The 13,792-nt window shown below is 66.0% G+C and carries 15 protein-coding genes; all 15 read right to left on the bottom strand.

Annotated features, from left to right (window positions below; all coding sequences use genetic code 11):
* Positions 1-7 precede the first annotated feature (7 nt).
* The gene (locus AC23D6_RS04485) at positions 8-805 is read right to left on the bottom strand and encodes a phage tail tube protein (RefSeq protein WP_487751627.1); all 798 of its coding nucleotides are present in this window, start codon (positions 803-805) and stop codon (positions 8-10) included.
* A gap of 13 nt (positions 806-818) precedes the next feature.
* Positions 819-1,289: a hypothetical protein gene (locus AC23D6_RS04480; RefSeq protein WP_487751626.1), complete on the bottom strand. Its 471-nt coding sequence runs from the start codon at positions 1,287-1,289 to the stop codon at positions 819-821.
* Positions 1,282-1,608, bottom strand: a complete 327-nt coding sequence (locus AC23D6_RS04475; RefSeq protein WP_487751625.1) for a hypothetical protein — start codon at positions 1,606-1,608, stop codon at positions 1,282-1,284. The genes AC23D6_RS04480 and AC23D6_RS04475 overlap by 8 nt, the downstream gene beginning before the upstream one ends.
* Entirely contained in the window at positions 1,605-2,138 is a 534-nt protein-coding gene (locus AC23D6_RS04470; RefSeq protein ID WP_487751624.1) for a hypothetical protein, read from the bottom strand. The genes AC23D6_RS04475 and AC23D6_RS04470 overlap by 4 nt, the downstream gene beginning before the upstream one ends.
* Before the next feature lie 9 nt (positions 2,139-2,147).
* Positions 2,148-2,504, bottom strand: coding sequence for a hypothetical protein (locus tag AC23D6_RS04465; RefSeq protein WP_487751623.1), 357 nt, complete (start codon positions 2,502-2,504; stop codon positions 2,148-2,150).
* 2 nt (positions 2,505-2,506) lie between these two features.
* Positions 2,507-3,031, bottom strand: a complete 525-nt coding sequence (locus AC23D6_RS04460; RefSeq protein WP_487751622.1) for a glycoside hydrolase family 108 protein — start codon at positions 3,029-3,031, stop codon at positions 2,507-2,509.
* Entirely contained in the window at positions 3,028-3,318 is a 291-nt protein-coding gene (locus AC23D6_RS04455) for a hypothetical protein (RefSeq protein WP_487751621.1), read from the bottom strand. The genes AC23D6_RS04460 and AC23D6_RS04455 overlap by 4 nt, the downstream gene beginning before the upstream one ends.
* A 79-nt stretch (positions 3,319-3,397) precedes the next feature.
* The gene (locus AC23D6_RS04450; protein WP_487751620.1) at positions 3,398-3,751 is read right to left on the bottom strand and encodes a capsid cement protein; all 354 of its coding nucleotides are present in this window, start codon (positions 3,749-3,751) and stop codon (positions 3,398-3,400) included.
* A 70-nt stretch (positions 3,752-3,821) separates the two neighbouring features.
* Entirely contained in the window at positions 3,822-6,068 is a 2,247-nt protein-coding gene (locus AC23D6_RS04445; protein WP_487751619.1) for a ClpP-like prohead protease/major capsid protein fusion protein, read from the bottom strand.
* Positions 6,068-7,645: a phage portal protein gene (locus AC23D6_RS04440; RefSeq protein ID WP_487751618.1), complete on the bottom strand. Its 1,578-nt coding sequence runs from the start codon at positions 7,643-7,645 to the stop codon at positions 6,068-6,070. Before AC23D6_RS04440 ends, AC23D6_RS04445 begins: the two co-directional genes overlap by 1 nt.
* Positions 7,642-7,857, bottom strand: coding sequence for a DUF6148 family protein (locus AC23D6_RS04435; protein ID WP_487751617.1), 216 nt, complete (start codon positions 7,855-7,857; stop codon positions 7,642-7,644). Before AC23D6_RS04435 ends, AC23D6_RS04440 begins: the two co-directional genes overlap by 4 nt.
* Before the next feature lie 56 nt (positions 7,858-7,913).
* Positions 7,914-8,234 carry a hypothetical protein gene (locus AC23D6_RS04430; protein WP_487751616.1) on the bottom strand — a complete coding sequence of 107 codons (321 nt, stop codon included), beginning with the start codon at positions 8,232-8,234 and terminating at the stop codon, positions 7,914-7,916.
* The gene (locus AC23D6_RS04425) at positions 8,234-10,204 is read right to left on the bottom strand and encodes a terminase gpA endonuclease subunit (RefSeq protein ID WP_487751615.1); all 1,971 of its coding nucleotides are present in this window, start codon (positions 10,202-10,204) and stop codon (positions 8,234-8,236) included. The genes AC23D6_RS04430 and AC23D6_RS04425 overlap by 1 nt, the downstream gene beginning before the upstream one ends.
* Complete coding sequence (locus AC23D6_RS04420; protein WP_487751614.1) at positions 10,201-10,797, bottom strand: hypothetical protein; 597 nt, start codon at positions 10,795-10,797, stop codon at positions 10,201-10,203. Before AC23D6_RS04420 ends, AC23D6_RS04425 begins: the two co-directional genes overlap by 4 nt.
* 337 nt (positions 10,798-11,134) lie before the next feature.
* The gene (locus tag AC23D6_RS04415; RefSeq protein WP_487751613.1) at positions 11,135-13,540 is read right to left on the bottom strand and encodes a DUF5906 domain-containing protein; all 2,406 of its coding nucleotides are present in this window, start codon (positions 13,538-13,540) and stop codon (positions 11,135-11,137) included.
* Positions 13,541-13,792: the final 252 nt, after the last annotated feature.

Here is a 13,792-nt window from a genome sequence, read left to right as displayed (position 1 = left end):
CCATCCGTCAGGGCGCCTGCTCGTAGACTTCGAAGGTGTAAAGCGCCTCTTCCTCTGCGCGGAACACCACGTTGCCCGTCAGGGTCACCTGGATCGGCTCGGCACTGAACCAGTCCACGTCGCCGTCCACGGTCAGGTCGGCCTGCGGGATCCGCAGCAAACCGTTCTCGCCACTGATACGGTCCTGCACATCGCCCAGGATGTGGAACTTCTCGTTGGGCGTGGCGCCACCGTTGATGGCGGTGCGGATGTAGTCGTCGTAGCTGTAGCTCACCGTCAGCTCGTCGCCCGATTCGATGTCGCCACCCGCCTTCGGAATCAGAAGGCCCTGCCGACCGTCGATGGTGTAGTCGGTACCGGCCACCAACGGCGTGCCGCCTTTCTCGACCACCGGGGCGGGGCTCGCCAACAGATAGCGGTGCGCGAGCTTGATCGGCACGTCTTTGCTGTGTGCCGTATATGCCACATCGGTCACTGCACCCGCCGCGACGGCGCCGGAAGTGCCGCTACCGTAGAGCATGCGTGCGAGGATCAGCGGCGGGACCTCGAGCAGCGTGATGCTGATGGCCGTCGTGCCGGGGTTGCTGTCCGAGTGCGTGATCTGGCCATATCGGTCGTCGCGCCGCTTGCTGGTCACATTGGTGGTATCGCCTGCCTCGTACGAAAACACGAGCGTGTTCTGTTCGATCGGTTGGTTGCCGAACGCATCAGCCGGCTCGGGGATCACGGGCAGCCGTTCGGCGCCGGTGCCGAACTGCCAGAAACGCAGGTCACCTGCGAACTTGCGAACTTTGGGGTTTGCCATGGGATGTCTCCAGTTACTGGGCGGGCGCGTGTCGTTCGGTCAGGCCCGCCCGCGCGGTGACCTGAGCCAGGGTGAAAGGGATGCCCTTCTCGTCGGCGTCCTGGGCGAAGCGCGACCCCGTGATCACTAGGGTGCGCAGGCACTTGAGTTCTTCGCGAGAGAGGGGCTGGGCGAGCGCGCGAACGATGTCCGCGCGGGCACGGTGCGCGACCAGCTCCGGGTCCTCAGACTCGAACCGCACGGCGAACTCCAGCGTGACGTCCATGTCGACGTTCCTGATTCGGTCGTTCGACCCTGCCTCGAGGTCTTCGATATCCCCGGCGACAATCAGCATCACCGCTTCGTGCTGGTCGAGATCAAGGCGCGCGCGGTCGGTGAGGATGAGTCCGGCGCCGAGATCGGTGCGAAAGTCATTGGCCGTGCGAATGGCCAGCACCCGCGCCTTGATGACCTGCAGGGCCTCCCAAGTGATCGGCTCAGCCACGGCGCACCAGCCACCGGCTCAAAGAGCCGTCGTTGCTGATTTCGTACGTGTTGGTCAACGCGTCACCGTCGACGACGAGAATGCCCTTATCGGCAGGCATAGTCCCTCCCATGCTGCTCAGCACATAGGTCACCTCGGTGCGGCCCCCACGCATCTGACCCAGATCACCGACTTCTTGCACGGAGCGATCTACGTAGACATCACAGGGGACAGCAACGCCCCCGCTCGGCGTGTACTGCCCGCGGTCCGCCATGCCCGCGTCGGTGAAGGCGGCGTGCATCGACACATCCAATTCGGCGAGGAAGGCCTTCTGGCTCACGGCAGCGAGCCTCCGGCAATTCCGCAGGCCGCGCGCGTGGAGATCAGTTCGGTGATGTACCAGCGACGGGTGGCGTCGGCGTCGGCTCCGACTTGAACAAGATCTCCCGCACCCGCTGCTCGTAGTTCCCCGGCGCCAGCATCTCGGCCGGAATCGGCCGCAGCTGCGGCGTCACTGGGGCAGGACACAGAACTGGCCTGCCACCAGTCGCGCAGCTGCAGAGCGCCACGGCGTAGGTCATGGATAACGCGGTCTTTCGCAGCCAGTGCATCGGCCTTCTCCTGGTGATATCGGGTGTCGTTGGCCGAAGCCGTCGCGGCGAACTGGCGCTCGCGTTCGCGCACCGCCAGCGCCACCTTCGCCGTTGCCTCCGCAAGACCGCGCAGCACCTCGGCGTGCGCCTGGCGCGTGCCGGCATGCGCGGCTCGCTCGGCCTGCAGCCGGTACGACTGCACGCCAGCCGCGGCGCCGGTCAGCAGCACGAGGGCCAGCAGCGCGTACAGAATGGGCGCGGTGAGGAAGCGGGTCATGGGGTTCGCTCAGGCGGCCGGCTTGTCGTCGCCCGCAGGCAGGTCCGGGAAACGGAACGACGGGAAGCCCTGCCCCTTCATGCGCCACAGAAAGAAGAACGCGCCAATGACCTGCAGTGCCTTGCCCGCGGAGGGCTCGTTGAGCAGGGAGCCGAACTGTCCTTGGAACGAATCCCAGAAGCCGGCGACCCACGAAAGGCCATTGACGATGAAATCGCCGAACAGCATGAACACCGCCGCCCACCAGTTTACGTAGGAGCGCCAGGCCACCGTCAGAGAGACGGCGCCATAGCGCGTGAACTTGGCGAAGAAGAAGACGGCCAGCGCCACGAGGGCGAGCAGCGCGAGGGTGAAAAAGAAATTCATGATCAGTTGTCCTGGGCAGCGAAACGGAGGTTATTGGCGATGCGCCGCATCCAGCCGGCGCCGTGGACGGGCCAGTTCTTCAGGCGCGTCATGAACTCGATGCGGTCTGCGTTGAAGCGAAACACCAGGTCGTTGGGATCGGTCGCCTTGATGGCGGCCAGCGACACGGGGCCGATCATTCCGTCGTCGGCGGCGCCTGCTGCGCGCTGCACCCAGCGCGAGGCCTGCGCGATGCCGCTGTTGATGGCGCCGTCGAGCAACTGGAACGCGACAGCGGCAGGCAGCCGATCGCAGCGAGCCCGGTCCCAGAAGTCCCGGCGGTAGATCTTGATGGCCGTGTCGCGGGCCAAGTTCTTGATGTCCAGGGTGGGATAGGTGTTAGCGGCGATGCCGAACTTCGTACCCTTCAGCAGCCCCACACCGACCTTGCCACCAGTCCAGTTGCCCGGATCGCGGCGATCATCGGTGAACCCACCCTCGTGCGAGAGCAGGCGTTCGATGAAGGCGGGAAAGCGGTCGATAGTCACGGGGTCTTCGTCGCCTGTTCGACGGAGTTGAGACGACGCTCCAACTCGGTGATGCGCCAGATGACGCCGTTGTCCAGCTTCGCGTTGAGGACCTTCACGTCGCCGGTGACTTGCTGCAGCTTCTCGGTCTGGTCGACCTGCTGCCTCTTGATGTCGCCCAGTTGCGAGCTGATGTAGAACGCACCGAACGTGATGGCGAACGGCGCGAGAAACACGAAGATCCTCACGGCCACCTTCGCCACCTTGTTGTCCATGGCATCTTCGAGATGCATGTTCTTGTCGCTCATCGCCCCTGTCCGACGTTGGGTGTAAGGACCCGCCGTCGCACGCGCCACCCGGGCCTCTGCGTGCGACGGCGGCCTAGGCTTAGGTGCCGGCGACGCCGGTACCCGGGGTGAGCTTCGCCAGCACGGTGGTCGTGCCATTGCCCGCGGCCGCCACGGCAACAGCGCAACCGTTCAGGTCGCCTGCGCCACCAGCCGCGACGATGAACTCGCCCGCGCCAGACTCCCAGTTGAGCTTGGCGCCGGGCGCAATCACCGCCGCCGTGTTCTTCTTGACTTCGAACACGCCTTCGATGGCAGCGGCGCCGGTCTGGCCGTTGGCGATGTCGGTGATAGGGATGGCCAGAAGCACGCCGACGATGACGGGGACGCCCGAGAGCAGGTTGGCTCCGGCGACGATGTCGATCGTGCTGCCGGCTTTACGAAAGTTGTCCATGGTGATGATCCTCAGTGGAGGGATGGGTTACGAGGCTGAGCCCGGCTGACGCCGGACTCAGCGGACTCGGTTACGGACCCGGGAAAGCGGTCGGCGTGCCGCCCGCGTTCTTGTACAGACCGCGGTAGTCGATGGCCTTGGCGCCGAAGACGTGGCGGCACTTCACCTGCAGGCCGTCCACTTCGAAGCCGGCCTTCGTTTCGGTGAACACGCCCTCGTTGCCTTCCAGGTAAGCAAACTCAATGGTGTCCACGGTGGTCGGCTCGGCGGCGCCGTACCATGCGTCGGCGTCCGAGTCGTGCAGACGCGGCTCCACGATCGGGACCAGGGTCGGACCGATCACGTTCGCGTCGTTGCCGCGCGCCGCCACGATGGTGGCGTTGGTGACCTTCAGCGCCGCCTCTTCCAGACCCGGCGGCACGATCAGGAAGCGCGGGCGGACGGTGATGTAGCGGCCCTCGAGACCCTTCTGCAGGAGCATCTTCTGGCGCATCTCACCCAGCGGGCTGGCCACGGCCGGGTTCGGATTGATCGCGTCCAGAAGCGCCGCGGCCGTGCCCAGGTTGCCGTGCGTACCATGGAACAGCGCGACGCCGTCGGCCATGTTCGGGTTGCCGGTCAGGATGCCGTAGACGATGTCCGATTCCAGGTCGCCGGCGCTGGCGCCGAAAGCCTGCGGGATAGCGGTCAGAGCATTCAGATCATCGTTGATGATCGTCTCCCACGAGATGTGCACGATGCGGCCGTACTTCTGGACCGAGTACTTCTCGGCGCCGTCGCCGAAGGTGCCGAATTCGTATTCGGCACCTTCCATGACACGCTTGAGGTTCGGTGCGCCGGACAGCTGCACACGGCTGACTTCCTTGAAGTCAGGTAGGGTGGCCTGACGGCACCAGGGAACGAACGTGCGACTCGTGCCGTCGTAGCCACGACGCAGCGATTTGGTGATGACGTTCTCCAGGATCGCCGGGTAGTCGCTGGTGGACTGCAGGGCCTTAACGGCAATCTCCTGCCGGGACATTCCGCGCGTCTGGATGCCGGCGCGTGCCAGGCAGTCGCGAGCCATGTCGATCAGGGTCATTCCTCGGAACTCGCGTGCGCGCTCGTCCAGCTTGGCGGCCGGACTCTTGCGGTGCTCGATAGCCAGAGCCATGCCGTCGCGGTAGGTCTTGGTTTCGTCCTGGCTGAGGCCCTCAACGCGATGGGCGCCGGCGATCGGCGTGGTGTCCTTGCCCAGCAGGGCAAGCAACTTGGCGCCGGCCGCTTCGGCGGTGACATCTTCGTCATCCAGGCACTCGTCCTGCAGCTTTGTGACGGCCGCCTGGTCGAGATCCGTGCGAGCGAGGAACGGGGCGAAGGCGCCACGGATGGCCTGACGGCGGGCGGCCAGCGCCTTCTTCTGGTCTTCGGTGAGGTTGGGCATGGTTGCGGTTTCCTTGACGGTGGAAGTACCGGCGGGCGCCGGCTTGGGTGCCGCGGCGCTGGCCGCCGGCGGGTGGGGAGCGGCCGCGGGCTTCGCGGCAGCGATGTTCGCGGGAGCAGTCCGCATGGCGGCGGCCACAGCGAGCCCCGCGTAGCGCGCAGGAGCGCCGCGGGCGCTGATCCGCTCCAGCAGCGAGTTCGCGAAGGCCCTCGCGCGGGCGCTCTCATCGCCGTCCGTTTCGCCCTCGTCGGGGGCGGCATTCGACGAGGTTGCAAAGCCCGCGGCGACGGCCTCGTCGCCGGTGTAGTAGTGGTCTTCGCCGTCCGTAAGCAGGGCCAGCACCGCGTCACGACTCATGCCCGACGCGGTGACGTAGGCGTCCGCCATCGATTCGCTGAACTTGTCGAGAATGTCGGCGTACTGACGCATCTCCTTGGCGTTGCCGTACAGGCCGCCCCAGGGCGCGTGGATCATCAGCAACGACGTCGGTGGGATCTCGCGCGTGTCGCCGGCCATTGCGATCAGCGATGCGCTCGACATGGCCACACCGTCAACCGTGACCGCCTTGGCAGCCTTGTGGCGCTTGAGCGCGTTGTAGATCGCCAAGCCATCCGCCACGCTGCCGCCGTAGCTGTTGATGCGCACGTTGATGGTGGCCACGCTGGCGTCCAGCGCATTGAGCTGCTCGACCACCGCTTTCGCGGTGACCGAATCACCCCACCAGCTGTCGCCGATGTCGCCGTAGATCAGCAGATCATAGCTGCCATCCGCTGCCGCGCTGGGCTGCAGTCGCATGATCGGTTCGATGTGCGGCCGGCCTTCATGCCGCGGCCCGGCCTGAACTGCGGTGGCGAGCGCAAAGCGGACGGCCGCAACAAGGCGATTCTCTTTCATCAGTGCAGGTCTCCGGTGGTGCGCGCGAGGCGCATGCGGTACCCGCGCTCTGGTGCGCGGGCAGGTGTGGCGTCATCGCCGTCATCCGCGCTTTGAGCGGCGGACTTATTGGGGGATTCGAGCGAGATGCCGAGTTCGGCAGCGAGGTCGTACTCGCGCTTGATTTCTTCGAAGACGTCCTGGACCCGGCCGCCACGCTCGGAAATCGCCTCGGTGCGCGACTTGACCTTAGCGTCGAAGAGCGCCTGCAGGCCGTCTGCTTCCTTCTTGGGATCGATCCACGGCATCTTCGGACCACGGAACATCGCCTGCGTGACGGTCTCGGGGCGAATGTGCGCGGGTACCTTGAGCTGGCCGGACACGATGGCCATCTGGACGAACCGCTCCCAAATCGGCTGCACGAACCGTGCGACGAAGGTCTGCGTCATGGCGCGGTAGCCGTCGTAGGCCTCCACCAGTTCTTGCCGCTGGGCGCTGTACGTACCGTCGTAGTCACCGGACAGGCTGGAGTAGCTCAGTCCGATCGCGCGCGAGACCGCGCGCATCATGGCCGTACGGAACTGCTCGAGGATAGTGTTCGGCCGGTTCGGGTTGATCATTTCGATCGACTCGCCCGGTGCGGTCTCGGTGAAGATGGCGCCGGCTTCCAGGAGAAAGTCGCGTTCGACCGGCTTACCGTCCGCGTCGATTTGCGGGGACCAGCTGTCCATGTCCTTGTCGCGTTTGATGTACGCGGCGATGCGCGCGGCAATACGTGCCGCGGTGCGCTCGGATTCTTCGTAGTCCTTGATGTCGATCAGGCGGTCGATGGCGCTGGCGAACAGGCTGATGCCGCGCAGGCCGCTCAGGCGGCGTCGCACCGCCAGGTGCAGGAAACGCTCGGCCGGAACGCGCTTGAGTGCGCCACTCACGAAGCCGCGACCGTTCCCTGGGTGCTCCTTGTAGCAATGGAAGGCGATGGGTTGCCCCCATGCGTTCCGCTCAATGCCGCACTCGATGTTGGGCGAATCGAGGTTGTAGTCCAATGGAACGACGTCCGCTTCCAGGAGCTCGATGGATAGCGGCACGCGCGATGCGTGCTTAATGATTGCGCTGGCGCCCTCCACGAGCTGGGTGAATTGGTCGCCATCGCGAAGCCAGGAGCGGCACGCCAACTCCTGCGCCTGGACCCAGTTCAGGGTGCGGGTAACCTCCGGGCTGACGGCCCACTCGCGATGGAGGCTTAGCAGCTCCCGCGCGAAGTCGTCGTCGATGCTGTCGTACTGTTCGCCAGTCTTGTTGCTTCGCGGGGTCGGCTCGATGCTGATCCCGGTCGGCCCGATGATGTTGCGCACCAGCGTCGACAAGGCACCGTCGACCAGGTCGTAGTTGCGCTCTAGATCGCGGATGGTGGCGCGGACTGTCGCGGCATCTCTCGCGACGAGGCGCTCACCAGTGCTGTTGTCGCGCGACTTCTTGCGTCGACGGGTGCTGCGACCGCCCTCATAGAGCGAGAGCACCGACCGCGCGAACATCCGCTTGGCTGCGTAGCGGGGCGCGAGGACGGCGATGCCGCGATCGAGCAGATTGCCCTTCAACGGAATACCGCCGTGCGGTAACGCAGGCTGCCGCGGCTGGGCGACCGCCCCTGCTCTGCAGCCAGACGCGCTTCCAGCTCCTTGATCGCCTTCTGGATGCTAGCCAGCTCGGCCTCCTGCCGCTGGCGCTCCGACAGACGCACGCTGAAGCCCGCCGTGAGTATGCGGGTTTCAGCGGCAAGGTAGGCGTCCAGGCGAGACTGAGTCGACATGGACACGCAAGGTATACACAACGCAGTCCACCGTCGTGGATTCTGGTGGACTTTCTTCAGCCGGTTCTCGGCTGGCGCACTTTACGGTTGGGGTGATAGTTGTATGCCGTGGCCTTGCTTACCTTGTGGATGGCGCGGATCTCCGGCAACGACAGGCCACGGCGCCAGTCCTCTGCGATGGCCTCGCCGTCCACCGCTACGCGCGCTCGATAGCTCACTCGTTTTCCAGCGAGGACGTCCGCTTGCACCGCGCAGAGGGTGTCGGCAAGTTGCAGCGCGTGATGCGCGGGGATTCCAGGCACTGCCTTGCAAATGGTGGCCGCGAACTCCGTCCGCAGCGGCGAGGTGAAATCTTCGGCTTTGGCGTCGTCGGCCATCAGTCTCTCCAGCCGCCACGCCGGCGGGGCGTTACGGGACGTGTTTCACGGGAATCCACGACGGGCATGGCCGGCCGGGGTGCGGGGGTTGTTTCACGGGAATCCACCCCACGCTTGCCGATGCTGGCCAGAAGCTGCGCGGCGCGTGCGTCCCACTGGGCGCGGGTCCACTGCGGCAGGCGCAGTTCGGGGTGAAGCGCGGCGGCGTAGGCGTAGACCCAGGTGTCGAGTGGTTCATTTCTCGGCGAGCCGCGCTTCTTCTCGTAGCGGTTGGTGCGCGGGTTGAACGTTTCGCTGGTCAGCCCACCGAAGTAGTCGTGGGAGAGCTGGTCGGAGAAGCGCAGCCGGCGGTCGTCCAACTCGCGGCCGTCATCGGCGGCCAGCCAGCCGTAGAGCATGTTCTTGATGTTGACCGTGCCCACCTGGTAGACCATCACGCCGCGCTTGTCGTACACGCCGCGCCAGTTGATGTCCTGCAGCTTGCCCTTGCCGATCGCGGGCGCGTTGCTGGACTTGGCGCCGAAGATCGCCATGTGCCGACGGCCGCCGCGGCGGTCGCGCACGTAGGCCTTCACCGCCTCGGTGCGGTGGCCCAGGATGTCCTGCGCGCTGGCATCGACGCGGAGCAACGCGCCGTCTTCGCGTTCGACGGGCTCGTTGAGCAGTTCGGTCAGCGCGACCCACACCTCGTCGTTGGCTGGATCGCCGGGCAACTCCACATAGTCGATGGTCCAGCAGCGCAAGCCACCCTTCGGCGCCCTCCCCCAGCCCACGCGGTGCACGGCCAGGCGGTTGTCCTGCGTGTCGACACCGGCCGTCACGGCGACCACCCAGTGCGGCACCGGGCGCAGCGCACGCGCTTCCGCGCGCTCGGCCACCAGGTTCTGCTTGACCGCGCGCAAGGCCGGGTCTTCCCAGGCTTCGGCCAACCGGTCATTGACAAAGGTCTTGAGTTTGGCGGGATCGCCCTGCGCCTCCAGCCACATGTGCACCAGATCCAGCCAGCGCGGCCCCAGCCCCAGCGGGTAGTACAGGCAGTTGGCACGGTAGCCGCGGATCTTGCGTTCCGAATGCGTCGGCACCCAGCCGATGCCCAGCTCGCCGGCCTGCTGCCGCGCGTGCGCCTGGGCGATCATCGCGGACTTCTGGTATTCCTCGATCACTACGCCGCACTCGCGGCACGCGTACCAGCAGCGGGAGGCCTCCGGCGTCCACTGCAGGCCGCTCCATTCCAGCGGCTGCTTGGCATCGCAGTCCGGGCACGCCACATGAAACAGGCGCTGGTCCGACTTGTCCCATAGCGCGGTAAGACGGCAGGTCCCGATAGTGTCCGGCGTGCCGACCTTCAGCCGTTTGTACGTACTGGGGAAGGCCGAGTTGCGGCCGTCGAGCATGGCGTCGGGATCGTCGCCTGTCTTGAGCGCGGTGGCGAAGCTGGAGAACTCGTCGACCAGCATGCGCTTGACGCTAGTGGACTTGAGGCGAGTGGGATTGCCGGCGTGCTCGATGTAGAGCTGGCCACCCTCGAAATCCTTGAACGAGCGCCGATTGCTGGACTCGCGGCTGGCCAGGCTGGTGAGCACGCGCTGCACGGCCGGGCAGGTGTCGATCAGCGGATTGAGCTTCTGATCGATCCACTTGTTCATCGAGACTTCGCCCGGCAGGACCACCATGATCGGACCGGGGTCCTCACACATCGCGTACATCAGGATGTTGGTCTCGATCTCCGACTTTCCAAACTGGATAGGCAGCAGCGCGACGGCTTCGTGCACAGGACTGCGCGCAGACATGCAATCCATGATCTCGATTTGCAGCGGGTTGCGATCGTTCCGCCATTGCCCCGCCATCTGGCTTCCTTTGCCGGAGAGGATGCGATTGCGCTCCGCAAACTCGCTTACGCGCGTCGGAATCCGTGGCGCGATCGCGCGCGCTACGGCAGAGAAGATCACAGTGCGGGGATTGGCATTCATCGCGTTTCCTCTTTCGCGATCGCTGCGGCCTTTCGCGCAAGCTCCCGCTCGATGTGCTCGATGGCGTCGCGCAGGATCATTCGGACGCGGTCTTCGTCCTGTTCGGCGGCAAGCTGCGGGGCGAGGATCGCCGGCAGGTTGTCCAGGTCAGCGCGCATGGCGGTCACGGCGTCGGCGATCGCAGAGCGGACCTCGTCGACGGGCAAGAGCTGGCCCAGCTCGACCGCCTCGTCACGCAGCAGCTTGCGAGCCTTCGCTTCTTCGGCCTGCGCCTGGGCAAGCGCGCGGCGCTTGGCCAGCGGATCGTCCTGGGGTGGCGCCAGCGGCGCCTCTGCCTCGTCCGGCTCGCCAGGCGTCGACGGGGCCTCAAGGGCGACGGCAGCGCCGCGTGCAGCCGCGTGGCGCGCCGCCACGCCCGCTTTGCCGGGGTCGGCCGTCTCGCTCAGCAGACGACGGCTCTCGGCCAGCAGGAAGCGCTTCCCATCGCCCGTGCGCACCAGCCGCCCCTCGCCCTTTAGCTGGGTGATGTAGGAAGGCGCCACGCCCAGGATGTGGGCCAGTTCCTTGGCCGTGAACTCGTTCGCGCTGCTCATGCCTTCCTGCCCTCCTCTTCGCTTCCTTTCAGCGAAAGCGGGAAGGTCATCGGCGCGCGCGCGCGACCACGCGTGCAGGGTGTGCAGGCATCCGTGCAGGGTGACGGAGGACGAAAATTCAGCAGGGATATGACTTGTGCAGGGTGTGCAGGGTGTGCAGGGGGGCGTATACGCGTGATTGCGCCCTTGCACGTAGTGCGGAAGGCGCGGCCCTCGCGCATGCTCGCGCCTCTATAGGGCCTGCACACCCTGCACACCCTGCACAAGCTTTGTGCCGCAAGGCTTTCGTTCATTCCGCTACCCTGCACGCGTCGCTGCACACCCTGCACACTCCAGGTCATGTGGCCCCCTTGTAGGCGTTCAGGTCGGCGCGGACTTGCACCGCCTGCTCGCCGAACCAGATGGACTCGCTGCTGCCGTCGTCCGGCGACGTCAAGCCGAGCATCAGGAACGAATGCGGGCCGCGCTGCTCCTGGTTCACGTAGTAGCGCTTGCGGTTGCTCTTCGGTGGCGCCACGCCTCGCTTGCGCACCAGCGCATTGACGAACTTTGACGACGGCGCGGCGCGCGTGCCGGCGCGGTGGCACCAGACCTTGTAAACCTCGTACCAGTCCTCGGTCAGGCCAGGCCGCGGCTTAATGCTGTGGATCTCCTGCCCGTACAACTCGTCGAAGAACCGCAGCGGCGTGTCCAGGCCCAAGCTGATCAACTCGTCGCGCGCCTCGGTATGCGGCGGCAACGTGCCCGGCCCGAAGTCGCCCAGATCCAGAGACAAGAGGTGCGCATGCAGGGCGGCCACACCGCCGTCCGCCAGCTCCTGCAGGACCTCCCTGTAGAACTCGGATGACAGTTTTTCCGGCGTCCAGATCACGGCATGCCGTCGATCGTCCTCCTCGAGGACGACCGGCATGGCCTCGTTCGACAGGAACACGATGTTCACGTGGTTCCGCTCGTCGTAGGCCGCCATGTTCTTCGGGTTGATGCGGATCCACTCGCCCGTGATGAAAGCCTTGAGCTTGTTCTTCACGTGGTACAGGTCGGACCGAGCGATCACCTCGTCGGCGATCAGGAACAGCTTGCGGCTGGCCCAATCGTTGAAGCGATCCTCGATGGCGGACTGATCGATGATGCGGCCGTACTGGCCGTAGATCCCCATCAGCGCCTCGAAGAACATGTTCTTGCCTGTGCCCTGCGGTCCGTGCAGCACCAGCGTGGTCTTCATCTTGGCGCCAGGGTGCTGGATGGGATACGCGACCCAACGCAGCACCCAGTGATAGAGCTCCTGCGCGTTGCGATCGGCGCTGCACATGTGCCAGAGCAACTGCAGGAGCTTGTCGCAGCTGCCAGTCCGCGGCGTGGTCGGCCAGCCCGCCCACAGATTGCAGGTGATGCTGGGATCGTCGCCGGCCGGATCGAAGCCGACCTCACGCACGCGCACGATGCGGCGCCTGGGTGACTCCTGCCAGTCGCGGTGTACGTCCTTTCGCAGACACATATCGCGCATGTCCGACAGCGACATGAGGCAGTGCTCCTGGTGATCGAACACCGTGCCACCCTGGCCCGCCACCAGCGAAAAGCGGGCCAGCAGTTCCTGACTCGATTCGACCGGGCGCAACGGCGCGTCCCCCGCACCCCCGGTGGTGGTGGTGACGCGTGGCGCCTGGAGCCGGCCCCACTGAAGTTCCGCGAGGCGGGCTTCGACCTGCGTGCGGACCACGTGCAGGCCTTCTGCCTGGTAGAGGTCGTTGAAGTCGTTGACCTTGTGGCCGCGCTCGAGGAACTTGCCGCGGCGGCCAGCTTCGTCTTCGAAGCGCGGCAGAATCCATGCCCCGTTATGTGCAAGCGCCGCGGCCGCGGCCGCGGCCACGCCCGCGTTTGTGAGGCGATGTTCCTCGCCGCACTGCGGACACGTTGCCGGGTGATCTTCCAGGATGAAGCGGGCGCCGCACTTCTTGTGGCGCTGAAGGACGTCGTCGTCCGCGCAGATCAGCAGCCTGGCACGGGGGTACTGCTTCCGCAGCGCGGCGCAGACCGCATCGATGTTGCCGGCGTCGAACACGACGGCCACCGGATAGGCGGTCGCCTCGTACAGCGTCGCGCCGGTGGCGTAGCCCTCGGCCACCAAGATCAGCCAGTCCGGTGATCCGATGAGATGCAGGTGGCCCTTCTTCGCCAAGCCGGCGGGCCAGAATTCCTTCTCCGGTTTGCCCTGCTCGGCGGCCTCCTGCTTGGTGCGCAGCAGCTGCAGGCCATGCATGCCGCCGCCGGCGTCGAGCACCGGCACCACGGCGGCGCCCTTCGGCGAGTAGCGCAGGCCGTGGCCCCGGACCCCCTTGCGTTTCAGGTACTCGGCGTCGCCGTCGACGGCCAGGCGCGACCACATGGTGCGGGCATGGCGAGCCGCAGCCTCGTGCCGGCGGCGCTCTTCGGCCGCCGCGCGATCGCGATCATCGCGCAGGCGCTTCTTCAGCGCTGCACGCTGCTCGTCGGTGAACGCGCGATCGCGCTTGCGCAGTTCCACCTTCTGCGCGCCGTTGTCGTTGGCCTGCCAAATGCCGTACGTGCCGACGATCAGCGCGTCGCCGCCCGGCGGCGCGAACTCGTGGAGGGTGTACCAGCCTCGCTTCTCTCGCCCGCCGCCTTCGGTGCGCACGCGGATCATGCGGCCGGTTGTGTCCAGGTCGTCGATCAGCAGGCCGTAGCCGCGGAGCTGGTCGAGGACGTCGTCGTAGTTGACTGCCATTTCAGTAACCGACGACCCCGCTAACTACACGAGCAATGCGCGTCTGATCACCCGCGTAGGGGGTGCCCAGGGAGGACCCAAACCCGGCCCCTCCGTTCAGGTTCGACCCCGCGAGGGGGGTTACTGAAAAGCGGCGTGTCCGCGCGCGCGTCTCTGCTTTCAACCGAGGGGGCCGGGGATTCGAAGGGGCGAAATCCATCACGCACCACCTCGCAACGGCAGCGCCTGCTGTGCTGATCGACGCGCGTCTTC

The organism is Pseudoxanthomonas sp. G3 (assembly GCF_057654715.1).
This window is presented reverse-complemented; position numbering and strand designations above follow the sequence as displayed.